20 protein-coding genes are annotated in these 26,473 nt (G+C 72.9%); 6 read left to right on the top strand and 14 right to left on the bottom strand.

Going from position 1 to position 26,473, the window contains the following annotated elements:
* Nucleotides 1–98 precede the first annotated feature (98 nt).
* The 4 genes from FR742_RS35910 to FR742_RS35895 all read left to right on the top strand — a co-directional run bounded on the left by FR742_RS35910 (nt 99) and on the right by FR742_RS35895 (nt 4,675).
* Nucleotides 99–950, top strand: a complete 852-nt coding sequence (locus tag FR742_RS35910; protein ID WP_187281535.1) for a helix-turn-helix domain-containing protein — start codon at nt 99–101, stop codon at nt 948–950.
* A gap of 49 nt (nt 951–999) precedes the next feature.
* Nucleotides 1,000–1,449: a DUF5990 family protein gene (locus tag FR742_RS35905; RefSeq protein ID WP_148035733.1), complete on the top strand. Its 450-nt coding sequence runs from the start codon at nt 1,000–1,002 to the stop codon at nt 1,447–1,449.
* A gap of 80 nt (nt 1,450–1,529) precedes the next feature.
* On the top strand, nt 1,530–2,303 hold the full coding sequence (locus FR742_RS35900) for a beta-phosphoglucomutase family hydrolase (protein ID WP_261808967.1): 774 nt from the start codon (nt 1,530–1,532) through the stop codon (nt 2,301–2,303).
* Nucleotides 2,300–4,675: a glycoside hydrolase family 65 protein gene (locus tag FR742_RS35895; RefSeq protein ID WP_148035732.1), complete on the top strand. Its 2,376-nt coding sequence runs from the start codon at nt 2,300–2,302 to the stop codon at nt 4,673–4,675. Before FR742_RS35900 ends, FR742_RS35895 begins: the two co-directional genes overlap by 4 nt.
* 121 nt (nt 4,676–4,796) lie before the next feature.
* Here the strand turns inward: FR742_RS35895 and FR742_RS35890 are convergent, their stop codons facing one another.
* The 10 genes from FR742_RS35890 to FR742_RS35845 form a co-directional block, all read right to left on the bottom strand.
* Nucleotides 4,797–6,035 (bottom strand): glycosyltransferase family 4 protein, encoded by a 1,239-nt coding sequence (locus tag FR742_RS35890; protein WP_148035731.1) that lies wholly within the window; start codon nt 6,033–6,035, stop codon nt 4,797–4,799.
* On the bottom strand, nt 6,032–7,393 hold the full coding sequence (locus FR742_RS35885) for a lipopolysaccharide biosynthesis protein (RefSeq protein ID WP_261808966.1): 1,362 nt from the start codon (nt 7,391–7,393) through the stop codon (nt 6,032–6,034). The genes FR742_RS35890 and FR742_RS35885 overlap by 4 nt, the downstream gene beginning before the upstream one ends.
* Nucleotides 7,390–8,784, bottom strand: coding sequence for a glycosyltransferase family 4 protein (locus FR742_RS35880; RefSeq protein WP_148035730.1), 1,395 nt, complete (start codon nt 8,782–8,784; stop codon nt 7,390–7,392). The genes FR742_RS35885 and FR742_RS35880 overlap by 4 nt, the downstream gene beginning before the upstream one ends.
* Entirely contained in the window at nt 8,772–9,524 is a 753-nt protein-coding gene (locus FR742_RS35875) for an NTP transferase domain-containing protein (RefSeq protein ID WP_261808965.1), read from the bottom strand. The genes FR742_RS35880 and FR742_RS35875 overlap by 13 nt, the downstream gene beginning before the upstream one ends.
* Complete coding sequence (locus tag FR742_RS35870) at nt 9,517–10,326, bottom strand: HAD family phosphatase (protein ID WP_261808964.1); 810 nt, start codon at nt 10,324–10,326, stop codon at nt 9,517–9,519. The genes FR742_RS35875 and FR742_RS35870 overlap by 8 nt, the downstream gene beginning before the upstream one ends.
* Entirely contained in the window at nt 10,323–11,708 is a 1,386-nt protein-coding gene (locus tag FR742_RS35865) for a 2-phospho-L-lactate transferase CofD family protein (protein WP_148035728.1), read from the bottom strand. Before FR742_RS35865 ends, FR742_RS35870 begins: the two co-directional genes overlap by 4 nt.
* On the bottom strand, nt 11,705–12,460 hold the full coding sequence (locus tag FR742_RS35860; RefSeq protein ID WP_396990513.1) for a glycosyltransferase family 2 protein: 756 nt from the start codon (nt 12,458–12,460) through the stop codon (nt 11,705–11,707). Before FR742_RS35860 ends, FR742_RS35865 begins: the two co-directional genes overlap by 4 nt.
* A gap of 49 nt (nt 12,461–12,509) precedes the next feature.
* Nucleotides 12,510–13,118 carry a hypothetical protein gene (locus FR742_RS35855; RefSeq protein WP_148035726.1) on the bottom strand — a complete coding sequence of 203 codons (609 nt, stop codon included), beginning with the start codon at nt 13,116–13,118 and terminating at the stop codon, nt 12,510–12,512.
* Nucleotides 13,119–13,412: 294 nt separating this feature from the next.
* Complete coding sequence (locus FR742_RS35850) at nt 13,413–14,621, bottom strand: hypothetical protein (RefSeq protein ID WP_148035725.1); 1,209 nt, start codon at nt 14,619–14,621, stop codon at nt 13,413–13,415.
* A 139-nt stretch (nt 14,622–14,760) separates the two neighbouring features.
* Nucleotides 14,761–15,825 (bottom strand): ThiF family adenylyltransferase, encoded by a 1,065-nt coding sequence (locus FR742_RS35845; RefSeq protein ID WP_148035724.1) that lies wholly within the window; start codon nt 15,823–15,825, stop codon nt 14,761–14,763.
* A gap of 138 nt (nt 15,826–15,963) precedes the next feature.
* Between FR742_RS35845 and FR742_RS35840 the strand changes: the two genes are divergently transcribed.
* Nucleotides 15,964–19,137: a BTAD domain-containing putative transcriptional regulator gene (locus FR742_RS35840; RefSeq protein WP_187281534.1), complete on the top strand. Its 3,174-nt coding sequence runs from the start codon at nt 15,964–15,966 to the stop codon at nt 19,135–19,137.
* 9 nt (nt 19,138–19,146) lie between these two features.
* Here FR742_RS35840 and FR742_RS46150 read toward each other — a convergent pair whose 3' ends face one another.
* The 3 genes from FR742_RS46150 to FR742_RS35825 form a co-directional block, all read right to left on the bottom strand.
* Entirely contained in the window at nt 19,147–20,682 is a 1,536-nt protein-coding gene (locus tag FR742_RS46150) for a PQQ-dependent sugar dehydrogenase (protein WP_148035722.1), read from the bottom strand.
* A 212-nt stretch (nt 20,683–20,894) separates the two neighbouring features.
* A complete protein-coding gene (locus tag FR742_RS35830; RefSeq protein WP_148035721.1) occupies nt 20,895–21,263 on the bottom strand; it encodes a nuclear transport factor 2 family protein in 369 nt (122 codons plus the stop codon).
* Nucleotides 21,264–21,331: 68 nt separating this feature from the next.
* Entirely contained in the window at nt 21,332–22,531 is a 1,200-nt protein-coding gene (locus FR742_RS35825; protein ID WP_148035720.1) for a DUF418 domain-containing protein, read from the bottom strand.
* Between the two features lie 108 nt (nt 22,532–22,639).
* On the opposite strand from FR742_RS35825, the gene FR742_RS35820 reads away from it, so the two are divergent.
* The gene (locus FR742_RS35820; RefSeq protein ID WP_148035719.1) at nt 22,640–23,395 is read left to right on the top strand and encodes a TetR/AcrR family transcriptional regulator; all 756 of its coding nucleotides are present in this window, start codon (nt 22,640–22,642) and stop codon (nt 23,393–23,395) included.
* Between the two features lie 2 nt (nt 23,396–23,397).
* Here the strand turns inward: FR742_RS35820 and FR742_RS35815 are convergent, their stop codons facing one another.
* Nucleotides 23,398–26,283, bottom strand: a complete 2,886-nt coding sequence (locus FR742_RS35815) for a BTAD domain-containing putative transcriptional regulator (protein WP_148035718.1) — start codon at nt 26,281–26,283, stop codon at nt 23,398–23,400.
* Between the last annotated feature and the right edge of the window lie 190 nt (nt 26,284–26,473).

Raw genomic sequence — 26,473 nt, 5'->3', positions numbered from 1 at the left:
CGAGGCACCAGGGCAAACTGAGTTCCCGGGACGCCGTTACCGGCGATACCGTTACCGGCAACGCCATTTCCTGCTTGACGCGGCAAGGGGGGGAGCGCTTGCACGAGAGCCGCGAGCTCCTCGGCCAGTTCCTGCGCGAGCGCCGGGCCAGGATCACCCTGAGCCAGGTTGGCCTTCCCCCGCGACGTTCCCGCCGCCGTGACTCCCTCACCCAGGAGGACCTGGCCTACCTCACGGGATACTCCATCCGCACCATCAGCGCGCTGGAGCAGGGCGCCGAGCACCGCCCCACCTCCGAGCTGCTCGAAGCCATCGCGTCGGCGCTCCAGCTCGGTCAGGACGAGCGCAGCATCCTGTGGTACCTCGCGGACGGCACCCCTCCTCCCGAGCCTGACGGCGCCGTCGAGCCCGACCCGGCCCTCCACCGCCTGGTGAGCGCTCTCGAACCGCACCCCGCGTACGTGACCGACGGGTTGTGGAACGTCCAGAGTCAGAACTCCGCGTTCGCCCGGTGGATCTGCGACTTCACCGCCATGCCCGAAGGCGAGCGGACGATCCTCCACTGGTTCTTCCTGCACGAGCACTCCAAGCACGTCATGGTCGAGTGGGAGCGCGAGGCGACGGCGCTGATGTCGCTGGTCCGGGGCCGGGCGATGCGGTCACGGCGCGGCCACGAGCTGATGGCCGTGGTGGACGACCTGCGCGAGCGGAGCCCCGACGCCGAACGCCTCTGGGCCGGCGGCACCGAGCTGCTCGTGCAGGGCCCGTCCAGGCCGATGCTCTTCCGCGAGCCGGGTCACACGGGCGCCGACGACCGTCACGTAGAGCTGACCATCACCACGCTCGCTCCGGTACGCGCCGGGGAAGGCCATCGCATCCTGGCCTTCCTCCTGCCCGAGGGTTACTCAGCGCCGCACGCGAGCGGAGGTTGCCCCGCGTGCCGGGGCTGATGCCGTCGCGGGGGCCGGTTCTGTCGTAGGGCCGGGGCATGATGCCGGCATGCTGCTCCGTATCGAGGCGTCCGATCTGCCAGGGCTCGAATGCGGGCTTCCCGGGGTCCGCGACATCCACGTCGGCGTGCAACGGCGGGCGCGCCCCGGCGAGTTGACGGGCACGTTCCCCGCGGACGCCCCTTCAGCCGTCTGGGAGCTGGAAGTGACCGCGACCCGCGGGGAGTCCGGCTGGGACCTCCAGGGCCCGTTCGTCCAGGGCGGGCCGGGCGGCCGGTTCGTCTACCTGTCCTGGATGTCGGCCGACGACGCCGGGGGGTTCTCGATGTTCCGGCGGGCGAAGCTGCTGTTCGACGGCGTCCCCCCTGACGTGCTGGACGCCGCGGCGGGCCACGGGCTGCTGGTGGCGCGGCTGGGGCTGACCGATGCCCGGGGTCACCCGTTGTGCGCCGCGGTCCGCCCGCCGCTGGTCGAGTGGTCCGCCCCGGCTCCCCGGTAACCGGTGCCGCCGTCCACGGCCTGACGTCTCCGGCCCGGGTGACAAGAGCGGGAGAGGGGGTAAGTCGCAGGTCGGGCCGCATGGCGCTGATCGGGGGGATCATGCTGGGGATGCCTGACGGGGTGCGCGGGTGCCTGTTCGACATGGACGGCGTGCTCACCCGCACCGCCACCGTGCACGCCGCCGCGTGGAAGTCGATGTTCGACGACTTCCTGCGCGACCGGGCAGACCGCACCGGCACCCCTTTCGTGTCGTTCGACGCGGTGGCCGACTATGACCGCTACGTCGACGGCAAGAAACGGCTCGACGGGACCCGGAGCTTCCTGGAGGCGCGCGGGATCAGCCTCCCGGAGGGGAAGCCCGACGACCCACAGGACGCGCAGACCCTGTACGGGTTGAGCAACCGGAAGAACGCCCTGGTGCAGGCCATACTCGACAGGGACGGCGTGCAGGTGTTCCCCGGCTCCGTCCGATACGTGCGGGCCGCCGAGGAGGCAGGGCTGCGCAGGGCGGTGGTGTCGTCGAGCGCCAACGCCGCCCACATCCTGGCCGCCGCCGGGATCGCCGGCCACTTCGAGGCGCGGATCGACGGGGTGGTCGCCCGCGAGCGGCACCTGGCGGGCAAGCCCGCCCCGGACATGTACGTGGCGGGCGCCGAGGCGCTGGGGCTGAAGCCGTCGCAGGCGGCGGTGTTCGAGGACGCGCTGGCCGGAGTGGCGGCCGGCCGGGCCGGAGGTTTCGGCTTCGTCGTCGGCGTCGACCGGAAGGGGCAGGCGGACGCGCTGCGCGAGCACGGCGCCGACGTCGTCGTCGGCGACCTGGCCGACCTGCTGAAGTCGGAGGGCCGGCGATGATCCGGCATCCCGCGTTCGCCATCGAGCCGTGGTCGGTGCGGGAGCGCCGGCTGGACCTGGACGTGCTGGCGCAGAGCGAGTCGGTGTTCGCGCTGTCGAACGGGCACATCGGCCTGCGCGGCAACCTGGACGAGGGCGAGCCGCACGGGGAGCCAGGCACCTACCTCAACGGGCTGTACGAGCTGAGGCCGCTGCCGTACGCGGAGGCGGGCTACGGCTACCCCGAGTCCGGGCAGACGGTCGTGAACGTGACCAACGGCAAGGTGATCCGGCTGCTGGTCAACGACGAGCCCTTCGACGTGCGCTACGGGACGGTGCACGAGCACGAACGGGTCCTCGACCTGCGCGCCGGCACCCTGACGCGCACCGTCCTGTGGAGCTCGCCGACCGGCACGCGGGTGCGGGTCACCTCCACCCGGCTGGTGTCCTTCACCCACCGCGCCGTCGCCGCGATCCGGTACGAGGTCGAGGCGGTCGACGAGCCGTTGCGCGTCGTCGTGCAGTCGGAGCTGGTGGCCAACGAGACCCAGGAGACCACGGACGACGACCCGCGGGCGGCCGCGCGGCTGCGGTCGCCGCTGGTGCTGGAGGAGAACGTCCCGAACAAGAACGGCCCGGCGATCATGGTGCACCGCACCCGGGTCAGCGGGATACGGGTGGCCGCCGGCATGAGCCACGAGATCGACGGTCCGGACGGCACCCTGGTCGACGCCGACGGCAGCGGCGATGTCAGCCGGCTTACCGTCGCCACGAACCTCGCCCCCGGACGGCCGCTGAGACTGGTCAAGTACTTCTCCTACGGGTGGTCGGTGCGGCGTTCGCGGGCCGCCACGCACGATCAGGTCGTCGCGGCGCTCGCCGCCGCCCGGCTGGCCGGGTGGGACGGTGTGTGCGCCGACCAGCGGCGCTTCCTCGACGACTTCTGGAACGGCGCGGACGTCGAGGTGGAGGGCGACCCCGAAGTGCAGCAGGCCGTCCGTTTCGGGCTGTTCCACCTGCTGCAGTCGGCCGCGCGCCTGGAGGAGCGCCCCATACCCGCCAAGGGGCTGACCGGCTCGGGCTACGACGGGCACGCGTTCTGGGACACCGAGATCTTCGTCCTGCCGGTGCTCACCTACACCTATCCGCGAGCCGTCGCCGACGCGCTGTCGTGGCGCCGGTCCATCGTCCCGCTGGCGCGGGCCCGCGCCACCCAGCTGGGGCTGCACGGCACCGCCTTCCCGTGGCGGACCATCCACGGGGAGGAGTGTTCGGGCTACTGGCCGGCCGGCACCGCGGCCTTCCATGTCAACGCCGACATCGCGCACGCGGTCACCCAGTACGTCGACGCCGCCGACGACACGTCGTTCGAGCGGGAGACCGGCCTGCCGCTGCTGGTCGGCACGGCCCGGCTGTGGTGCGCCCTCGGCCATCACGACCCGGCCGGACGGTATCGGATCGACGGGGTCACCGGGCCCGACGAATACAGCGCCGTCGTCGACAACAACGTCTACACCAACCTGATGGCCCAGCAGAACCTGCGCGTGGCGGCCGAGACCGCGGCCCGCCATCCCGACGAGGCCGAGCGGCTCGGCGTCACCGCCGAGGAGACCACCGCCTGGCGCGACGCCGCCGCCGCGATGTCCGTCCCCTACGACGAGGACCTGGGCGTGCATCCGCAGCACGAGGCGTTCACCCAGCACGCGCCCTGGGACTTCGCCGCCACCAAGCCCGGCCAGTACCCGCTGCTCCTGCACTTCCCCTACTTCGACCTCTACCGCAAGCAGGTGGTCAAACAGGCCGACCTGGTCCTCGCCATGCACCTGCGCGGCGACGCCTTCACCGCCGACCACAAGGCGCGGAACTTCGCCTACTACGAGGCCCTGACGGTCCGCGACTCGTCCCTGTCCGCCTGCACCCAGGCGGTGATCGCCGCCGAGGTGGGGCACCTCGACCTGGCCTACCGCTATCTGGGCGAGGCGGCCCTGATGGACCTGGAGGACCTGGAGAAGAACACCGTCGACGGTGTCCACATGGCCTCGCTGGCCGGGGCGTGGATCGTCCTCGTGACGGGGTTCGGCGGGATGCGCGCCGGCCAGGGGCGGCTGGGGTTCGCCCCGAAGCTGCCGCCGGAGATCACCCGGCTCGCCTTCCGCCTGCGCTACCGCGGCAGCCTGGTGAGCGTCGCCGCCACGGAAGAGACGACCACCTACGAACTCCTGGAGGGCCCGCCGATCACCCTGACCCACCACGGCGACCAGATCCGCCTGGACCGGGAATCGGTCGCCCGCCCCAACCCGCCGCACCCGCCGTCGAACGGGCAGCCCCGCCAGCCCCCCGGCCGCGAGCCCGCCGCCCGACACACCAAATCCAAGGGGCACAAACGCCGGTAAGAGACGGTCCCCCGCCGGGCGACCACGACGCGACTCGCCGCGTACGGCTCACCGCCGGGCGTACAGGTGACTTCGCGTACGGCTCACCGCCGGATGTACACGGTGACTCGCCGTGTACGGCTCACTTACGGGCGAGTGCGGTCCGGTAGACCGCGATCGTCTCCTTCGCGGCCCCGGCCCAGCTCAGCCGGTCCCTGACGAACCGTTCCCCGCTGTCCGCGAGAGCGCGGCGGGCCACCGGATCCGCCATGAGGTCGATCACGGCGTCGGCGATGGAGCCGGGGTCGGCGCTTCGCGCGTACCGCACGGCGGGGTCGGCGGGGTCGCCGAGGAAGATCCGGGAGAACCCGTCGCCGAGGATCGTCGGCCTGGCCAGAGCCATGGCCTCGGTCGCCACCAGGCCGAACGGCTCGAAGAGCGAGGGGAAGACGCAGAGGTCGGCCAGCTCGTAGTACTCCAGCAGCGCCGCGACGTCGACGAACCCGCCCGAGGTGAGGACACGCCCCTCCAGCCCGGCGTCCGCGACGATCCGCGCGACCCCGGCGTCGTCCCCCTCCCCGACGATCACCAGCCGGAGCCGGGGGAGCGCGACGGCGATCTTCTCCATCGCCTCCAGCAGCTGGTAGATCCCCTTCTGCCGTTCGACGCGGCCGACGAAGAGCAGGACCGGGTCGCCGTCCGCGATGCCGAGACGGGCGCGCAGCGCGGCGGCGCCGGAGCGGAGCGCGGCCCTGTCGACACCGGCGAGCCGCCGTTCGAACGTGCCGCCCAGGCAGACCACGTCGATCGTGTCCCGGTTCCACCCGGCGGCGGCGAGCTGCTCGCGCACCTCCGGGGTGGCGACCACGACCCGGCGGGCGATCCGTCCCAGCCACCGCTCCAGGGCGGCGAACACGCCGACCGGGTCGGTGATGCTGCGCTGCGGCGCGACGCCGTACTCGGTGGTGTGCACGTGGAAGACGACCGGCAGCCGCAGCACGTAGTGGCACAGCAGGGCGGCCAGGAAGTTCGTCGAGTCGTGCACGGCGACCAGGTCGGGCCGCTCACCAGGGGCCAGCCGGCGCAGCCGCAGGAAGTACCGCCAGTTGCTCACCACGACGTTCACCGCGAGCAGCACGAACTCGGTCCGGCGCGTCCGGTTGAGCCTGCGGCGGCGGCTGATCGCGCCGAGCAGGCGGCCGAGCGGCCGGTAGACGGTGACGCCGTCGCGCCGCTCGTGCACCGGCAGGCGCCCGTCGTTCAGCGTGAACACGGCCATCTCCAGGTCGCGCGCCAGGTGCGGCGTGATCTCCTCGACGTAGCGGCCGAGCCCCGCGGTGATGTTGGGCGGGAACTGGTTGATGACGTGGACGACCCTCATCGTTCGACCTCCGGAGGACGGGCCCGGTACACCCGGGCCGCGGCGACGGCCACGACGGCTACCAGGACGAGATTGGTCAGTGCGAACCCCACCAGGCCCCCGGTCAGACCCTGCCAGGAGATGAACACCGCCTGGCAGGCGAGCGCGAGGGGCGACCCGACGGCGAGGCAGGCGATGAGCACCTTGGCGCCCCGCACCCCGTCCATCGACAGGGCGAAGAGGTAGAGGTTGAACACCGTGTGGACGCCGATCCCCACCGCGGACAACGCCATCAGTCCGGGCGAGTACGGATACTCCGCGCGCAGCACCAGGAAGAACAGCGCGCTCGCGGCGAAGGAGAAGACGGCGGTGGCCACCGCGATCGCCGGCGCGAGGCGGCCGATCCGCCGCAGCGCCGCGACCTTGTCGGCCGTCGCCAGCACCGGCAGCAGCACGAGCCCGATCCCCTCGGTGAACACCACGCCGAGCAGCCTCTTCGGGAAGCCGTTGTAGATCGAGTAGACGCCGACGTCGCTCCCGGAGGCCCAGTGGTTGAGGAAGATCACGTCCACCCCGAACAGCACGGCGGTGAAGGCGGCGATGACGCTCATGTAGGCGCCGTGCCGGAGCAGCGAGCGCGCCAGAGACGCGGACCAGGAGCGCGGGACGATATCGAAGCCGATCACGGCCACGAGGGCGAACACGACGTTCGTGACGATCAGCGCGACCAGGTAGACCTCGGCGTCCCTGATGCCCGCGACCAGCAGGCAGTAGGCGGCCGTGGCCAGGTAGACGGCGGCGACGGCGAGCTTGAGCCCCGCCACGAACGCGAACTTCTTCAGCCCGCGCAGGAAGCTCTCGGTCAGCTGGTTCACCGTCATCGACAGGGCCAGCGCCAGCGCGAAGCAGAGCGTACGGACGTCGACGCCGAGCAGGCGGGTCAGCGCCGGGGCGGCCAGCAGCCCGGCGGCGACCAGTCCGCCGCCCAGCGCCAGCGTGGTGAACAGCGCCGTCGTCACCAGGGCCGGCCGGTCCTGCGGCTCGGCTCTCGGCAGCTCCTGGAACATGACGTAGTTCAGGTTGAGCAGCATGCCGACAGTGACGATCAACGCGATCGTCAGCACCAGGGTGAACCGGCCGAACGCCGCCGCGCCGATCCCCCAGGCGATCACGAGCGTCGTCGCCGCCGCCGTCCCGCTGGCGGCGATCCCCACCAGCGTCGGCCACACGGCCCACCCCCGCCCCCCGACCAACCTGGCCACGTGCTCGCGGACGGCCCAGCCCCGTCCACCGGCGAGCCTGGTCGCGTGGTCGCGTCCGGCTCTGTTCCGGCCGCCGAGCAGGCGTGCCATCCGGTCGCGGACCGGGCCGGACGTCACGGGGTCACCTCCGCGTACGCCGCGAGCGTGGTTTCGGCCGTGCGCGTCCAGGAGTATCGCGCGCGGACGTGCTCGGCGCCGCGCCGGGCGAGCCCGGCCGCGTGCTCCGGGTCGTCCAGGCAGCGCGACAGGGCCGCGGCCAGCTCCTCCGGATCTCCGGTACGGCAGCGGACCGCCCCGTCGCCGACCACCTCCGGCGAGTAGCCCGGCCCGACCACGACCGGCCGCCCCAGCGCCATCGCCTCCACGGCGACCAGCCCGAACGGCTCGTACGACGAGGGGAAGGCGCACACGTCGGCGGCCAGGAAGTGCGCGAACACCTCGGGCGGGTCCAGGAACCGGTAGCCGGCGACCACGCGCCCGCCGACGCCCTCCCGCTCGATCAGCCGGGCCACCTCCGCGTCGTCGCCGCTGCCGATGAGCACCACCCGCAGGTCGTCGCGGTCGCGGAGCAAGGGCACCGCTTCGATCAGCGTGCGCACGCCCTTGTGCGGCGACAGGCGACCGGCGAAGACGACCAGCCTTCCGGCGCCGTCGGGCAGGTAGCGGGCCCTGACCTCCGCGCGGAGCCGGTCGCGCTCGGCGGGGGAGAGCCCGGCCAGCCGCACCAGCTCGGGATCCTCGAACCCGTGCGGCACGACCCGCAGCCGCCCCGGCGGCCAGCCGCGCGCCACCAGTTCGTCCCGCATGCCCGCGCTCGGCACCACGATCAGGTTCGCCAGCCGGGCCTGCGCGTTCTCCAGCGCGGTGATGCCGGCGGTCACGGCGGTGCGGCGCGCCCCCGGTGCGGTGTTGTGCTCACAGGTGTGCACGTGGAACACCACCGGCATCCGCCCGACCACCCGGCACAGGATCCCGGCGATGCACCCCATCCAGTCGTGCACCGCCACCACCGCCCCGGACCGCCGCCCACCACGCAGGATCCGCGCCGCGACCCGCACATTGAAAGCGACCACCCCGGCAACCCTGACCAGCGCCCGGACACCCCCACGCGAACGGGTGTCCGCACGCGGCTGGGCGTCCTCGGACGAGCGGGTGTTCTCGCGCCGTTCGGCACCCCCACGCGGGCCTGCACCCCCACCGGGGCCGGCGTTCTCGCGCGCTCGGGCGTCCTCGGGCAGGCGGGTGTTCTCGCGCCGTTCGGTGGGTTTGGGTGGGTGTGGGTGGGCGGGCTGTCCGGCGGTGGGCAGGCGGTGCAGGGTGACGTCGCCGGTCTGTTCGGTCCCAGCCCGCACGTGGCGGCCTACCGCGCCGTACACCTCGATGGGGACGCCGGCGGCGCGCAGGGCGGGGAGCATCCGCTCGGCGTACCGTCCCAGACCGCCGACGACGTTCGGCGGGACCTCGGTGCAGACGACGTGGCAGCGGCGCGGCCGGGTCAGTCCGGGCACCGCTGGAACGCCTGGCGGGCGAAGTCGAGGTCGTCCGGGGTGTTGACGCCGCGGGCCTCGGAGGGGTCGGTGACCGGCACCACCGTCACCGGCCTGCCGCGGACCTGCGACAGGTACGGCAGGAACGGCAGGAAGTTGACCTCACCGGTGGCCGCACCGGGGGCGGCGTCGAGCAGGTAACCCGCCCACGCCTCCGCCAGCCCGTCCGTGCCGAGGCAGAAGACGCCGACGTCGCTGAGCCCGCCGGGCCGGCAGTCGTCCCCCTCGCGGGACATCCGCACCCTGACCAGGGCCGGCCCGTCCAGCTCGTACTCGACGTACGGCGCGGGCATCGGCACCAGCGGGAGGGTGAGGCCGTCATGGCAATCCCGCACCACCTGCCGCACGGTCGCCGGGGACAGGTTCACCTGGTCACCCCAGACCACCAGGATCCGGTCGTACCCCTCCCAGTGCGCGACGGCCCCGAAGATCGCGTCACCCATGCCCGTCGGCCGCGCCTGGACGCTCACCGAGACGGCGCCGCGCTCGATCTCCTCAGCGGCCAGGCGGCGGAACGGGATCTCGCCGGCGGGGGAGACCACCACGTGGACGTGCTCCACCCAGGGGCTCAGCCGCCGGTGCAGCAGGTGCCACACGGTGACGCCGTCCGCGATCTCCAGCATGATCTTCGGGATGCCGAGGCCCAGCCTGGTCCCGCTCCCGGCCGCCGGGATCACCGCGCAGACGCGCTGGTCACTCACTGCCATTCACTCCCCTGCCGAGGAAGTCCACGATCTCGTCCAGATCCCGCACCTGGGTCGCCCCCGCTGCCGGTTCCGCCGCGTTGACCTGCAACGTCACCAGCCCGGCGCCGACGGCGGAGGCGACGCCGTGCTCGGAGTCCTCCAGGGCCACGGCGTCGTCCGGGTCGACGGACCAGCGCTCGCAGGCGTGCCGGTAGAACGCCGGGTCCGGCTTGCCTGACGGGGCGTCGTCGCCGGTGAGCACGCCGCTGAAGTAGCCGCCCAGCGAGCAGGCCGCCAGGACCCGTTCGACCGAGCCCCTGCTGCCGCTGGTGACCAGGTAGGCGGTGCGGCCGCCGCTGGTCAGGCGGTCGAGCAGCCGCCCGGCGCCGGGGAACGACGCCACCCTGCCCGCCTCCACGTACTCCCGGTAGAGCCGCTGCTTGCGCCGGACCAGCCTTTCCGCCACGTCACCGCTGACCCCCAGCCCGGCCACCACCTCGCGCGTGGTCGCCCCCGCGTGCGCGTCGTACCGGAAGGAACCGAGCGCGGACGGCGCGAGCTCCCCGATCGCGGCGCGGAACGCCGCCGCGTGCACGGGCGCGGAGTCGACGAGCGTGCCATCCAGATCACAGAGCCAGACCCGCCGCCCGGCGACCATCGCCGCCGGGCCCTCGCGGCGCAGCCGGCCGTCCGCCGGACTCATCGGACCCTTGCTGCCCAGCCGACCACCCGCCGTCGGGTCCTCCCGGCCCAGCCGGCCGTCCGCCGTCGGGCTTATCGGGTCCTCGTACCCGCGCCGACCGTCCGCCGGGGTCATGGGGTCCTCGTCAGGGCGGCGTCGTCGGCGATGTCCATCAGGGCGCGTACGGTGCGGGGGCCGCAGTGGACGCCGGGGCGGTCGGCGTCGGCCAGGTCGGCGGTGACCCATCGGGCGCCCGCCCAGACGCCGCCGGCGACGACGTCGGACGGGACGCCCGGCGCGTCCGGGGCGCGGTGGCTGAGGACGTGCGTGACGGTGCCACGCTCGTTGCCCGGGTCGCCGAGGTAGGACAGGGTACGGCCGACCAGCTCGGGTGCGCTCAGCCCCTGGACGTCGTGGTCGTCGCGGGTGTTGACGACGAACACCTTGGCCGCGGCCCGGCTCTCCGCGATCGCGTCCGCGACCCCCGGCGTCAGGTAGCTGGGCAGCAGTGACGAGTGCGGGGTGCCGGGTCCGTACAGGAGAAGGTCGGCGTTCCTGATCGCGTCCCCGGCCTCCGGGTTGAGCGAGACCGTGGCGCGCAGGTCCGCCAGGATCCGCCGCACCTCCTGGACGGGTCTCGCCGCCAGTTCGGCCCGGCGCTCGAAGGTCAGCGGCTCGCGGAGCAGGAACAGGTCGGTGATCGCGGCGGCGTCCTGCGGCGCGACGATGTCCGCCTCGTCGGCCAGGAGCCGGCCGTCCTGCTTGAGCGCGACCAGGAAAGCGTTCTCGCCGCCGGTCACGTTCACCAGGCCGAGCGGTGACTCGAACGTCCGCGCGCACGCGCGTACCGCGGCGTTGAAGTCCTCGCCCAGCCGCAGGTACGCACCGGCGAACACGAGGTTGCCGAGCGCGCACTCGGTCAGGTCGAGCCCGTCGGGGTGACTGTCGAGCCTGCGCAGAAACGCGGCCAGGTCCCGCCCGATCGCGGCACGCGCCTGCGGCGAGAGAGCCGCTGGGTCCAGCGCGTCCGCGGTACGCGCCGACGGCGGCAGGGCGGCTGGGTCCGGCGCGTTCGTGGTACGCGTCGAGGGCGAGGCCGGACCGCCTATCGCGTCGGCGAGCTCCTCCTTGCCGGCGGTGAGCCGGTGCTCCAGCACCGAGCGGAGGGCGACTGGGTCGGGCGCGTCCGCGGTGCGTGCAGGGGATGACGGGCTGCTTATCGCGTGGGCCAGGGCGGTGAGTTCCTCCGCGCCGGCGGTGAGCCGGTGTTCCAGGACTGAGCGGAGGGCGGCCTGACGGGGGTCGCGGTCGTCGAGGTGGACCAGGAGGTTCTTGCGGAAGTCGGAGGGGCCGAGCATGCCGGGGAGGTAGCGCCGGAGGGCGCCGGTGGACCGCCCGTTGTCGTAGCCGTTGATCACCAGTGTGAGGTCCACCCCGGGCGTGCGTAAGAGGCCGCGCGCGATGCCGGCCCCGCCGCGCCCGCCGCTGAAGAGGGTGACGGCGGTGCGGCCGCTCATCGGGCCCGCTCCGTCATCCCGCGCGCCGGTTCCGACGCCTCCGGGAGGCGGAGCACGCCCCGGCGTAACAGCCACCGGCGATAGCCGAGATAGCCCACGAACAGGGCGCGGTCCCGCGCGCCGCGCCAGAACCGCCACCCCCGGGCGCCGCCGCCGCGCTCCCGGTGCTCGATCGGGATCTCCACCCAGGTGTGGCCGAGCTCCGCGACCCTGGCGGTGATCTCGGTCGAGCAGTTCATCCCGCTCGACTCCAGGTGCAGGGCGCGCAGCAGCGGGCCGCGTACCACCTTGAAGATCGAGTTGTAGTCGCGGTACCGGGTGCCGTGCGTGAGGTTGCTGACCGCGCCGCTGGCCGCCGAGCCCCACCGGTACGCGACGCCGTCGGCCTTCCTGATCCGGGCGCCGGAGAAGGCGTCCGCCTCGCCCGCCCGTACCCGGTCGAGGAAGGCGTCCAGGGCGGAGATCGGGAACTGCCCGTCGGAGTCGAGCAGCACGACCCAGTCCATCCGGGTGTGCGCGATGGCGGCGGCGATGGCCGCGCCGGCGCCCCGGTTCCGGGCGAAGGTGACGACGACCAGCTCGGGGCAGTGCTCGCGCAGTTCCGCGAGGATCTCGCCGGTGGCGTCGGCGCTGCCGTCGTCGCAGACGACGATCTCCCAGGCGCCGATCGCCGGGTGCCCGGCCAGGTAGTCGCGCCATTCGGTCACCGCCGCCGCGATGTTCGCCGCCTCGTTGTAGGCGGGCGCCGCCACCGAGATGTCGACGGTCGGCGGTACGTCGTGGGTGTCCAGCGTCGCCTCCTCAGTGACGGACTGCCGGGCTTCCCAGCAGGCGGGCGATCCAGCGGTCCAGCGGGAGCAGGTTGATCCCGACGACGATCGGCACGTGCGCCAGCGTGAACAGCACCGCCCCGGCGAAGGAGATCGGCCCGCCGGTGATCACGTTGATGTGCGGCGCGTCGATGAGTTCGGGGATGTCGACCGGGTTCACGACCTGCCACATGACGTCGAGGAGCCCGGAGAACACGATGACGATGCCGCTGATCGCGATCTTCAGGCAGCGCCCTGGGCTGCCGCCGCCGATGCGGTAGGCGGCGGCGACGGTGAGCACGAGCCCGGGATAGAGCAGCAGGTAAAGATGGGTGTAGAAGCTGTCGCCCTCGACGCGCCCGACGTCCCCGTAATAGAAGTAACTGACACGCGGGATCACGTACGCGGTGAAGAACACGAACGGGACGCACAGCAGCCAGTGCAGGCGTTCCGACACCCACGGGAAGAACGCGATCGCGCAGCACAGGAAGGCGAAGGCGAGCAGTTTGACGCCGAGTTCCCAGGCGGCGCCGATCTCCCGGCCGTGCGGGGTGGCCAGCCAGGCGAACGCGAAGCCGAGCGTCCCCGCCAGGAGGGCCATCCACCACAGGTGCGGGGCCCATCGGGAGGGGGCGGGGTGCTCCGCGTCCGCGAGGGGTAACGGAGACTGCGGTGTGTCGCCACGGGCCGTCATGAAGCTCCGCATCTCCCATCCCACGTCGCCACGCGAAAAGCAGGTGACCTGGAGAAACGCGCCGGACCCTGATTTGCGCCGAAATAACCGGCGTTACGGCGTCCGTAATTCCACACATTCCCCCGTCGTCATCCCGAAAAGGGACCCTATACGTTCCTCTGCATAGATGGGGAGATTTTTCGTGGATCCGGCGGGATGGGCTCAGAGGAGCGCCCCCGCGCGCCGCAGCCGTCGTTCACGGAGCGCGAGCAGCGGGGGCAGACCGAGCCGCAGCCCCACATACGAGGTCACGACGAGGGCCTCCCAGAAGCCGGCCGAGCCGACCTGTCCCTCGGCGAACTCGGCCACGCCCCACTGCACCAGCGAGACCATCAGCGGCAGCATGACGGTGAGGAACACCCAGGCCATGACGGCCATGCCCGCGACGTAGAGGAGCGCGAACCAGCGGGCCATCGCGCGGTCCCGCGCGCCCGCCCCGGCCAGTTCGGCCGTCTCCGGCCCGGTGAGGCGGAAGATCCGGTTCTTCACCGTCAGCCAGGTGACCCGGTAGAGGTTGTGGCAGCGCAGGGCGTTGGCGAGCAGGGCGTACGAGTCGCTGCGCAGCGGCAGGGCTGCCCACTGCCACACGATGGCGACGATCCTGAACAGGACCACGGCGGCGAGCAGGTCGTCCAGGGCACCGGGCGGGACGAGCATCCGCAGGCCCAGCGCGGCCGCCACGACCACGGTCTCGACGGCCATCCCGGCCAGGTACACCCCGTGACGCCGGTCGCGCGGCACCGCGACGATCTGGGTCAGGTCGGTCTCGTAGACGATGTACATGCCCCGGTAGCTCACCCGGAAGGTCGCGGGGACGCCGATCGCCCGTCCGGCGAGCCAGTGCCAGGCCTCGTGCAGAGCGCCGAACGCGATGCCCAGCACCAGCCATCCGAACACGGACAGCCCGGGACTGGGCAGGAACCACGCGTCCTGCCAGGAAGGGCGCAGATCGGGCCGCGTCACGAGGACGGCGAGCGCGAACAGGAGCGCCACCGTGTAGAACGACCAGCCGCTACGCCCGAACAGGCGGGCCGCCGCCCGGGGGCTGATCCCCTCGATCCACTTGACCCGCCGACCGGCGGGCGCGACGGTGTCGTCCGGCGCCGCGGCCGGGTCGAGCAGGCCCGCGGCCGTTAGGCCGTCGATGAAGTCGCCTCCGTCGACCGGTTCGCCGGCCACCTCGCTCGCCCGGGCCGTCGCCTCGGCCGCCGAGCCCGTCTCCTGCAAGGTGGTGACGAACACCGCGCCCGGCTCCGGCACCGCGACGAAGACGCCCAGGTCCGGCCGGCCCAGGACCCAGGCCGAGCCGTCGAAGGCGACCGTCAGCCGTGCGGCCCGTTCGCGCAGGTCAGCGTCCAAGGACGCGGTCATTCTTCTCCGCCTTCACGTCTGAGGGGGGCCGCGCTCCCCGGAGTGGAGCGCGGCCCCGGATCATCAGGAGTCCGACCCCGGGTCCGCGTCCACGGTCAGGCGGGTGTTCTCGATCCGCACGATCTCGATCTTCATCAGGTCACCTCCCTCCGCACACGTCACAGTCGGGATTGCGGGGCCACTCGGTACGACTCGTGGCGCAACCGCCCGCGAAGTCGACGATGAGCGGCCGACCGGCGTACGCCGGTGGCTCGAATCCGGTCAGATAGCGCAGGACCTCGAACGCGCCGTACGCGCCCAGGAGACCGGCGACCGGGCCGATGCCGCGGTTCGGCCGGGCCCCGTCGCGGTAGAGGCGGATCGCGGCCAGGTCCGGCGCGTCGGGATCGGCGGTCGGCGGCACGCAGGCGCGGCAGGCGCTGACCCCCGGCGCGACCGACCAGACCGTGCCCGAGGTGACCCACATGCCGCCCCTGACGAACGGCACCCCGTGCCGCACGCAGGCCGCGTTGACCCACAGGTCGATCTCGTTCGGCCGGTCGATGCCGGAGGCCACGACGTCGGGCCGGGTACGCCCGACGAGCTCGTCCAGCTGCTCCGGGCTCTCGACGCCCAGGTCGATCGCCTCGACCTCGATGGACGGGTCGAAGGCGCGGACCCAGTCCGCGGCGCGCGCCACCTTGCGGGAGCCGACGTCGTCCCAGCGGTATAGGTACTGCCGCGCGAAGTTGCGCGGGTCCACGGTGTCCCGGTCGAGGAGCGTCATCCTGCCGACGCCCAGCCCGGCGAGGTGGGGGATGGTGTTGGAGTTCAGCCCGCCGGTGCCGAGCACCAGCACGTGCGACTCGCGGAGCCGCCGCAGCAGGTCCTCGCGGCTGCTGCCGAGGGTGCCGAACGACTCGAGGAAGGCCAGGTTGCTGAAGTGGCGTTCGGCGTCGCCCGGTCCGATCCGGCCCAGGCGGTCGCCGTCCTCCAGCAGCCGCTCGGCGTCCAGCGCGGCCACCGCGGCCGAGACGTCGGCGACCGGCAGTGACAGCTCGCCGGCGAGTTCCGCGACGGTCCGGCCGCCCTCCCGCAGCAGGTGGAGGAGCTTCTCCACCGTGCCGTCGGGGTCGGGGAGCACCAGCCGGTCGCGGGGGTCGTACACGAGCCGCAGCTCGTCTCCGGCCCGCTCCCACGCCAGGGTCTTCAGTCGCGGCCTCATCCGTTCGTCAGCGCCAATCTTCGCGGGGAACTCTGGACAGACGATGACACCCGCCCGCATGGCCGGCGCATGGATCCCGCACGGATCGGCCACAGGCGAGATTGCTCTCGCGTGGGCGCTGCACTAGCGTCTGCCGGTGTGCGTCGGAAGGGTGCCCGCGTCCTCCTCCTCGGTCCCCTGGAGGTCGTCGTGGACGGCCGGGCGGTGCGCCTGACCGGCAGGCAGCGCGCGCTGCTGGCGGGCCTCCTGCTCGACGCCGGTCGCGTGGTGTCGGTGGAGCGGCTGGCCGGACGCCTCTGGGGCGAGGATCTGCCGCCGTCGGCGGCGGCCCGGGTACGCGCCCTGATCGCGGAGCTGCGCCGGGCGCTCGGGGCGGCCGAGGTCATCGTGACCAGGAGCCCCGGCTATCTGGTCCCCGCCGGGGCCGTCGACGTGGACGCCGACGAGTTCGCCGCCCTGGTCGCGACGGCGCGCCGGGAGGCGGGCGACGGCCTGCACGCCGAGGCGATCATCACGTACGACCGGGCCCTCGAACTGTGGCGCGGCGACCCGTACCCGGATCTGGGCGGACCCGTCGCCGAGGCGGAGCGGCACCGGCTCGACGAGCTCAGGACCGAGGCGATCGAGGGCCGGGCGGACGCCCAGCTGGCGGTGGGGCGGCATCAGGCGGTCATCGCCGGGCTGACGAGGGTCGTGGCCGAGCAGCCGCTGCGGGAGCGCCCGCACGGCCTGCTCATGCTGGCGCTGCACCGGGGCGGACGCCTTCCCGAGGCGCTGCGGGTCTACCGGGAGTTCCGGGACCGGCTCGTACGCGAACTCGGCGTCGAACCGGGCCGCGACCTGCAGTCGCTGCACCAGAGCATCCTCGAAGAGGACCCCGCCGCGCGGCCGGCGCCGGTTCCCCGGCAGCTGCCTCCCGACACCGGCCGTTTCGTCGGCCGCGAGGCGGAGCTGCCGCGGATGGACGCGGGCCGGGTGACGCTCCTGGTCGGCCCCGCCGGCGTCGGGAAGACCGCGCTGGCGCTCCACTGGGCGCACCGGCGGGCCGGGCTCTTCCCGGACGGGCAGCTCTTCCTCGACCTGCGGGGCTTCGACCGGCGCGCGCCGATGCCGCCGTCGGAGGCGCTGCCGCTGCTGCTGCAGGGGCTCGGCCAGGCGGCGAAGGACATCCCGGTCGAGCTGGACGCGCAGATCGCGCTGTACCGCTCGCTGCTCGCGGGCCGGCGCGTGCTGCTGGTCCTGGACGACGTCGCCGAGCCGGACCAGATCCGCCCGCTGCTGCCGGGCGACCCCGGATGCCGGGTCGTCATCACCAGCCGCCACCGCCTGGGCGGCCTGGTGGCCCTGGACGGCGTCGAACGGCTCACGCTCGGCGTCCTGGAGCCCGGGGAGGCGCTGCGGCTGATCTCCGCGGGCGTCGGCGAGGAGCGGCTGCGCCGGGAGCCGGAGGCCGCGCGGGAGCTCGTGGCGCTCTGCGACCACTCCCCGCTGGCGCTCTCCATCGCCGTGTCCTGGATCGGCGACCACGAACACCGGAGGATCGCCGACTACGTGCGCGAGCTCGCGGAGCGCGGGCGGCTGGTGCGCCTGCGGGTGGACGGCGACGAGAGCGTGGCCGTGCGCGCCGCTCTAGACCTGTCGTACAGGGCGCTGCCCGCGCCGGCGCAGCGCGTGTTCCGCCTGCTCGGCCTGGCGCGCGGCGCCGGCATCTCGGCCGCGGCCGTCGCCGCCCTGGCGGGCACGGACCGCGAGCGGGCGGAGGTCCTGCTCGGCACGGCGGCGCGGATCCACCTGATCGAGGAGATCGGCCCGCGCCGCTTCGCCGCGCACGACCTGGTGGGGGAGTACGCGGCGCAGCGCGCTCTCGCGGAGGACTCCGAGGCCGAACGGGAGGCCGCCGTCCGGCGGCTGTTCGACCACTACCTGTCCACCACCGTCGACGCTCTGACGGTGGCCGGCTTCGAGGTCCCGGAGACGCCGGGCCAGGACGCGACGGCCTTCGCCACCGCCGCGGAGGCGCTCGGCTGGCTCGACACCGAGTGGGACAACCTCACCGGGGTGATCGCGTCCGGGGCGCGGCCGTACGCCTGGCTGCTGGCCGAGGCCATGACCGACGTCCTGCAGCACCGCCGGACCCGGGCGGAGTGGCTGCGCCTGGCGGAGACCGCGCTGGCCGCCGCCGAGCGCGACGGCGACCTCAGAGGGCAGGCCGCGATGTGCTACTCCATCGGCCGGGCCCGCCTGCTCACCGCCGACCTCAAGGGCGCGATGGGCTTCCTCGAACGGGCGCAGGAGCTGTGCCGGCTGGCCGGCTGGTCCCAGGGCGAGGCCTCGGTGCTGCAGAGCCGCGGCGTGGTGCTCAAACAGCTCGGGGAGCCGCGCCGGGCCATCCCTCTCTACCAGCGGGCCGTGGAGATCCATCGCGAGCTCGGGTCCGTCCGCGGCGAGGCGCGCGGGCTCAACAACCTGGCCTCGGCCAACCTCATGCTGGCCCGGCTGGACCGCGCCGAGGAGTGCCTGCTCGCCTGCCTCGCCCTGACCGAGCGGTCCGGCGACACGCACCTGCGGACGCTGACGCTGGTCAACCTCGCCCTGGTCCGCCAGAAGCAGGCCCGGCTCGCCGACGCGCTCGCGTACCTCGAAGAGGCGCTGGCCCTGGCCCAGGCCGCGGGCCTGCAGTACGCCGAGGCGGTGACGTACGAGACCTTCGGCTGGGTCCACCGCGACGCCGGCCGCCACGAGCGGGCGATCGACGCCTTCACCCGGGCGCTGGGCATCGCCGAGGAGGTCGAGAACAGGCGGTGCCAGATCGCCTCGCTCACCGGCACGGCCGCCGTGGAGACGGAGCTGGGCCGGACGGACGACGCGCTCGGGCACCTCGACGCCGCCGCGCGGCTCGCCGAGCGCACCGGCACCGACCTGGACGAGGTGCTGCTGGAGCGCGCCGGCGCCCACTTCCGTCAGGGCCGGTACGAGGACGCGCGGAAGGAGGCCGGCCAGGCGCTCGAACGCGCGCTCACCGCCAACCCGCTCAACCTGCCCCGCGCGCACGTCCTGCTCGCCGCCGTCCACCTGGCGGCGGGCGACGGCGAGGAGTGCGTACGGGCGTGCGAGCGGGCCATCGACCTGGCCCGGCGCTCGGGGCAACGCCTGCAGTACGCCCGCGCCCTGACGATCCTCGGCCACGCCCGCAGCCGGGAAGGCGACGACGGGCAGGCCGCGCGTCTCTGGACGCGGGCGCACGCGCTGTTCACGGCCATCGGCGCGCCCGACCGGAGCGAGACGGCGGCCCTCCTGGGGTCGCGGGCGTAACCCTTCACGTCAGCGGCGGACGACGGCGCAGGCGTCCCTGTTGAGCGAGAACCGGGTCGGCAGGGACGCGTCGCCCGTGTGGCTCGCCAGGTAGCCCATGGTGACGCTCTGGCCGGGGGCGATGGAGCCGTTGTGCCCGGCGTTGACCGCGGTCACGAAGTCGCCGCCCTGTGTGAGGTCGGTGTTCCAGTCGGAGATGACGGACTGGCCCCGGGCCATGGAGAACCGCAGCGTCCAGCCGTTGATCGGAGTGCTGCCGGTGTTGGTGATCGTGAGGTCGACCGTCATGCCGCCGCCCCAGACCTGGGTCGTGTACCCGATCCGGCAGGTCGGCTCAGCGCGCTCGAACGAGACGCGGTGCAGGCCGCCGGGCAGGTCGTTGACGACGTACAGCTCGCCCTCCGTGGTGGCCCCGAACGCCGTGACCTGCGTGGGCATCTGGCCGATCTCCGCCACGGAGTAGCCGCCCGCGCCGTCCTCGCGCACCGCCCACACGATGGAGGAGCAGTAGTCGGTGGCGATGTAGGTGCCGCCGACCAGATCGGCGAACTCCTCGCCGTGGTACACCTGCCCGCCGATGACCGCGCAACTGCCGGTGTACGGGGAGTAGGTGAAGACCGGCTTGGTGTAGGCGGCGCCGGAGCGGCACTGGTCCGCGTCGAACACCTCCAGTCCTTCGTAGCAGGACCAGCCGAGGTTCGCGCCGGCCTGCCGTCCGGGCTTGACGTGGTTGATCTCCTCCCACCTGCCCTGACCGACGTCGGCGATCCACATCGAGCCGTCCGCGGGGTCGACGGAGAAGCGCCAGGGGTTGCGCCCGCCGTACATCCAGATCTCCTCGCGGGCGCCCGCCACGCCGACGAACGGGTTGTCCTCGGGCACGCAGTACGCCAGGTCGCCGCAGCTCCGGCTGACGTCGACGCGGAGGATCTTGCCCAGCAGGGTGTCCACGCGCTGCCCGGAGTCGAACGGGTCGCCGGAACCGCCGCCGTCGCCGATGCTCATGTACAGGTTGCCGTCGGTGCCGAAGGTGATCTGGCCGCCGTTGTGGTTGCTGTGCTCGGCGTGCTCCTGGGACAGCAGCGGTTCGAGTTCCGCCTCGTCCAGGTTGTATCGGCCCAGGGTCACGGCGCCGTCGGGCAGCGCGGTGTAGGCCAGGTAGAGGTCCTGGCTCTCGGCGAAGTCGGGCGGCAGGGCGATGCCGAGCAGCCCCCGCTCGTTGCCGGACTCGTCCACGGACGACGTGATGTCGATGATCGGGGTCTGCTCAAGACCGGTGTCCGGGTGGTAGACGCGTACGGTGCCGCGCTTCTCGGTGATGAGCAGCCGGTCCGTCCCGTCGTCGGGCGTGGCGATGGCGGTGGGGCGCCGCAGTCCGAAGGCGACCTGGGTCGTGGTCGTGTTGATCGATTCGAGCGGCACGCCGCCGTCCGTGACGGACGACGGCGTCGCGGCCGTGGCCGGTGGGGCGACCGCGGTGAGGGGGGCGAGGAGTAGCAGGGACAAGGCGAGCGACGCGGGGGCTGCCCGGCGCTTTGCTGGCATGTCGGCTCCAGTGACGGGGCTTCGTCGGAGCGCGTCCGGGCCCGCGACACCCGCGTCCCGCGGTGCCGTGCCTGGACGCGCCCGACCGGACGGTATCCGCCCGCCGCCGCCGCGGCCAGGTCTCTGCCTTCCCGCAGGCGTCGTCAGACTCTTACTCGCCGCTGATCAGGGGCGACGCGAGCGCACTCCGGTGAGGACCGGTGAAACGTACATCAGCGATAGTCGTTCTCCTTCAGTTCCACGACCCAGGCCCGACGCTCGGCGATCTTGCCGTCGCGCATGACGAACACCTCCGCCATGGACATGCGCAGCTCACCGCCCTCGGCCCGCTGGACCGTCCCCGTGAGCTCCGCCATCACGACGTCGCCCTGCTCGACCATGCGCACCACCTCCAGATGGGGAGGGTCGATGAGCCCGGGCGGGCCGTCGATGGCCTGGTCGTAGGCGTCCTTGCCGGTCAGGTGGAAGGCGCCGAAGACGGTCCACTCGATGTCGTCGGTCAGGCAGGACAGGATCTGTTCGTGATCGTTCTTACGGAAACCGTCCAGATAGGTGGTGACGGTCTCGATGTTCCGTGTCATGTCCGCTCCTTGGAACCATTGGTCTGTTCGCGGGTAGGTCGGAGCGGCCGGAGCGTCCTCGACATCGACTACGTCCGAGGGCCGTAGGTCAGGCGGCGCAGGACGAACTCGGCGGGGCCCGGCCGTCCGCGCTCGTCGAGAAGGCGGGCGAGCAGCACGGTCGCGAGCCAGACGACCACCGCGATGATCAGGCCGGTCACCGTGGGACTGCCGAGACGGTCGCCGAGCGCGAGCGTGAAGGGCGCCAGGAGGACGAGCCAGGCCACCGACTGGAACAGGTATCCCGACAGGGAGCGCCGGCCCAGGGCCGAGAGGGCGCCGACGACGGGGCCTGGCCGCGTGACCCGCATGGCGATCAGACCGAAGACCGCCACGTAACCCGGGCCGGCGAACATGCCACTGGCGCCATGGAGTGTCAGCGCCAGAGCGGCGGCCGGCTCGTCGACGTGCAGCCATCCGGCGCTGACCAGGGCGGCCGGGAGACCTCCGGCGACGGCGAGGCCGAGCCCGAGGACGGCGGTCCACGTGAGCAGGGTCCGGTGGCGGGCCGGCTCTTCGAGGACGCGGCGGCGGGCGGCCCACATGCCCAGCCAGGCGATCAGGATGAAGGGCAGGACGGTCAGCGTGTGCGACGGCCATTCGCCGATGCGAGCCGACACGGACTCCAGGTAGCCCGGAGCGGTGAGGGAGCCGATCGGGATCGCCGGCAGCGGGGCCGACCCACCGGAACCCCCGACGATGCCGCTCACCACGGTGGCGCCCATGACCAGGACCTGGACCGCGGCCACCGCCCAGATCACCAGCACGATCCGGTGGAACCCGTCGCCCCGGCGCAGCAGCACCAGGGTCATCACGATCCCGACGACCCCGTAGGCGCCGAGGAAGTCGCCGTAGTAGAGCAGCGCGGCGTGTGCGAACCCGAAGACCACGAGCCAGAGGTTGCGGCGCAACAGGACCGAGCGGACCCGCCGCGGCGTGGCGCCGGAGGCGTCCTGGCGGCGGGCGAGCTGGACGACTCCGTAGCCGAACATCACGGCGAAGACCGGATACCCACGGGCGTGGACAAATTCGAAGAGCAGGAAGGTGAGCCCGGCCTCGGCGCCTTCCGGGTCGGGGTCGAGGCCGGGCTGCCGGGCGAAGACGACTCCGGCGACGTTGGCCAGCGCGATGATCAGCAGCATCGCGCCCCTGGCCAGATCCGGTGCGAGGGCGCGTTCGGCGCGCCGGACCGGCCCTCTCGATGTCCGCGACGCGGCGTCGACGCTCATGTACGTTCCTCTCCCCGAGATTTAGTTTCACCGAGAAAGTATCACATATATACTAAAGAAGGTTCTGGCATGATGGGGCCTGACTCTCCGGGGGTGAACAAGGGAGCCATGACCAGCGAGGACTACATACCGGCGGCGCTGCGCAGGCTGTGGCGGATGCCGGAGTCCTCGCGTCTCGGGCGGCCCGCGGCCCTCGACGTCGACCTGATCGTCGCCGCGGCCGTGGAGATCGCCGACCGTGACGGGCTCGGCGGCGTGACGATTCCCAAGGTCGCCAAGAGCCTCGGCTTCACGGGGATGTCGCTCTACCGCCACGTCGGGTCCAAGGACGAGCTGCTCACGCTCATGGCCGACGCCGCCTCGGGCACGCCGCCGGACCTCGACACCGACGACTGGCGCGAAGGGCTGCGCGACTGGGCCTTCGCGCTGCGCGCGGTGTCCTGGCGGCGGCCGTGGCTGACGCGCGTGCCCGCCTCCGGGCCGCCCTCCGGCCCCAACCAGATCGCCTGGATGGAGGCCGGGCTCGCCATCCTGTCGCGCACCCGCCTCGACTGGGCGCACAAGGTCGGCATCCTGACGCTGATCAACGGCTACGTGGTCCAGTGGGTGCGGCAATACAGCGAGCTCGCCGAGGGCAGGGCCGCCGAGGGCCGGGGGCAGGCCGACGCCGAGCGCGACTACGGCCGCGCGCTGGTCCGGCTCGTCGACCCCGGACGCTTCCCCGAGACGGCCCGGCTGTTCGCCTCGGCGCTGTTCGAGACGCTGCCGTCCGACACCCCCGACGCGACCATCGCCGACGCGGACTTCTCGCTCGGGCTGGAGCTGATCCTCGACGGAGTCGCCGTCCGCGTCGAGCGCTCCTGACGTCAGCGCCGGTGCGTCGTGAGGGCGGCCATGGCCTTGGCGTGCCAGGCGGGGGCGTTGGCCGCGGCGAAGATCTCGGCCGCCGTCTTCAGATGCTCTATGTGCCGGCCGTCGACGATGTGGCCAAGGGCCAGGTGCACCCGCCCCTCGAAGTTCTTCCCGTTGAGCTGGCGGCCCTGCTCCAGAGCCAGGGTGAGGGTGGCCCTGCCCTGGGCGGGACGACCGGCCGCCACCTCGGTCTCGCCCAGGACGAGCAGCGCTTCGGCTTCCTGGAAGAGGTCGCGCCGCGCGCGGGCGCTCGCCAGGACGTCGGTCAGGATGTCATGGGCCTCCTCGACCCGGCCCCGGCGCAGGTAGGAATCACCGAGCGTGCGGCGCAGGTGGAGTTCGAGCTCGGGAATCCCCGGAGGCAACAGGGCGAGCCCGCGTTCGGCCGCGGCCTGCGCCTCGCCGAAATGATCGCGTCGTAGGTGCAGGGCCCCCAGATGGAACAGCACGTACGCGGCTGACGCCAGGTCGCCGAGGTCCTCGAAGATCTCGAAGGCCCGCTCGAACGCCGCCAGAGCCGGCTCCCAGTCGGCGAGCACGCGGTGGGCGACGCCGGAGTCGGCCAGGGCCAGCGCGTGCCCGCGCTTGTCGCCGAGGCGCTCGTACAGGTCGACGGCCTCGCTCGCGCACGCGGCCGCGAGCGACAGGTTGCCCATCTGGTGGTGGAGGCCGCCGTGGCTCAGGAGGAGGGCGGCCGTGCCACGGAGATTCCCCTCCCGGCGGCACAGTTCCAGGGCCAGCTCGTAGTCGGCGAGCTGGTCGTCCTGGTAGCCGCGCCGTTGCCGCAGCATCGAGCCGGTGGCGGTCAGCTCCCAGCACGGCTCGGACCAGCCCGCGCGGGCGGCCTGCCGGACCATGGCGGACAGGTTGAGGCGTTCGGCGTCGAGCCAGAGCATCGGCTCGGGGACGAGCGACGCGTGGTCGCCGGGCAACCAGCGTGCGCAGGTGCCCTGGACCTCGTCGATGTCCTCGCCGCGGAAGGCTCTGTCGGCGTGGGCGGTGAGCGCCAGCATGGCTCCGAAGGCGCGGAGGGTGGCCGCGTGCCGCTCCTCTTCCGGCTCGTCCGCCTCGGCGCGCTCGGCGGCGTAGAGCCGTACGAGATCGTGGAAGCGGAAGCGCCGCTGCCCCACGCAGTCCACGCCCAAGGGCTGCAGCAGTTGCGCGTCGACCAGCTCGTCCAGCAGGGCGTCCGCTTCGGACAGGTCCGGCTGGTCCAGCAGCGCCGCGAGATGCCAGGCCGCCAGCCCGCCGGGTGCGTCGAGCAGGCTCAGCAGCCGGAAGGCCCGCGTCACCGGTGCGGGAAGGTCGCGGCAGGACAGCTCGAAGCCGCTGCGGACCTGCAGCTCCTCCCCGCTCAGGAGGTCGAGCCGGCGTTGCCGGTCAGCCAGCTGCGCGACCAGCTCCGCGAGCGTGCCGGTCCTGCTGCTGGTCAGCCGGGCGGCCGTCAGCCGCAGAGCCAGGGGGAGGCCGTCGCACAGCCGGGCGAGCCGCTCGGCGTCCTTACGTTCCCGTTCGACCCATGGGGCGCCGAGCACGCGGGCGAGCAGGTCCACGGCTTCGCGGTCGTCGAGGGGTGAGAGGGGGACGGCCGCCGCGCCGTACTCGATGAGGAGGTCTTCCAGCCGGGGCCTGGCCGTGACCACCACGCGGCAACCCCGCGCGCCCGGCAACAGCGGCCGGACCTGGGCTGCCGAAGCCGCGTTGTCCAGCAGGACCAGCACCCGCAGCGGGTGCAGGACGCTGCGGTAGAGCGCCGCGCGCTCGTCGGGGTCGGCGGGGATCTGCTCGCTGTTGACGCCCAGCGCGCGCAGGAACCGCCCCAGCAGGTCGTGCGGGGCGACCGGTCCGGCCAGGCGGTCGTAGCCGCGCAGGTCGGCGAAGAGCTGGCCGTCGGGGAAACGTGACACGTTCCGGTGGGCCCAGTCGAGGGCCAGCGCGGTCTTGCCGACTCCGGCGATGCCGCTGACGATCGCCACCGGCGCCGGGCTCCCGGGGGCGACCAGTCCGTCCAGTGCGCGGGCCGCTCGCGCGCGTCCGGTGAAGGCGGAGTTCGGCGGGGCCAGCTGCGCCGGTATCACGGCTGGCGCCGATCCGCGGGGCCGCGCCGGGTACGTCTCCTGACGGAGGATCCGCTGCTGGAGGTCGCGGAGCTCCGGTCCTGGATCGAGGCCGAGCTCACGTGCCAGGAACTCGGCGGCGTCGCGGTAGGCGGCCAGCGCCTCGGCCTGCCGGCCGTCACCCCACAGGGCGGTCATCAGCTGGGCGCGCAGCTTCTCGCGCAACGGGTGGGCGAGCGCCACCGGCTTCAGCTCGGCGACGATCTCACCGTGGCGCCCCAGGGTGAGTTCGGCGTCGAAGCGCTCCTCGGTCACGGTGAGCCGCAGCTCGTCCAGGCGGGTCGCCTCCTCCCGCACCACGGCCAGCGTCTGCAGCTCGGCGAAGGCCCGGCCACGCCACATCCGCAGGCCGCGGCCGAGCGTGGCCGCCCCGGTGGCCAGGTCGCCGCGGTCGATCAGCTGCCTGCCGTGCCGTACGGTCCGCTCGAACTCCAGGGAGTCCAGCTCGTCGTCGCCGACGGTGAGCAGGTAGCCGGAGGCCGCGGTGGTCACCCGTGAGGCGCCGAGCGCCTGGTTGAGCCGGTGGACGTAGATGCGCAGGCTCTCGCGGGCGGAGGCCGGCGGAGCCGACTCCCACACGGCCTCGATCAGGTCCGTCGCCCCGACCACGGTGTTCGGCCGCGACAGCACCGCGGCCAGAAGACGCCGCACCTTCGGTGGCATCGGCACGACGTCTTCCCGGCATCGCGCCTCCACCGCCCCCAGCACTCTGAACCTCAGCACCGCCACCGCCTTCCCGGCCCGACTCACGGATCTCTCACGGCATCCTCACGACTACGCGGTCACGATGGGGCCGGTTCGCAGAGATCGGTTTCGAACCTCCACATCTCCGGACGGATCGAGCGTCGTCGCCCAGGCCAGGGCGCGCGCCGGCCGCCCTCACCTTCAGCGAACGGAGCCCGATGGACCCGAC

Origin of the sequence: Nonomuraea sp. C10 (assembly GCF_008017515.1) — a bacterium.
Taxonomy (GTDB): Bacteria; Actinomycetota; Actinomycetes; order Streptosporangiales; family Streptosporangiaceae; genus Nonomuraea; species Nonomuraea ferruginea.
This window is presented reverse-complemented; position numbering and strand designations above follow the sequence as displayed.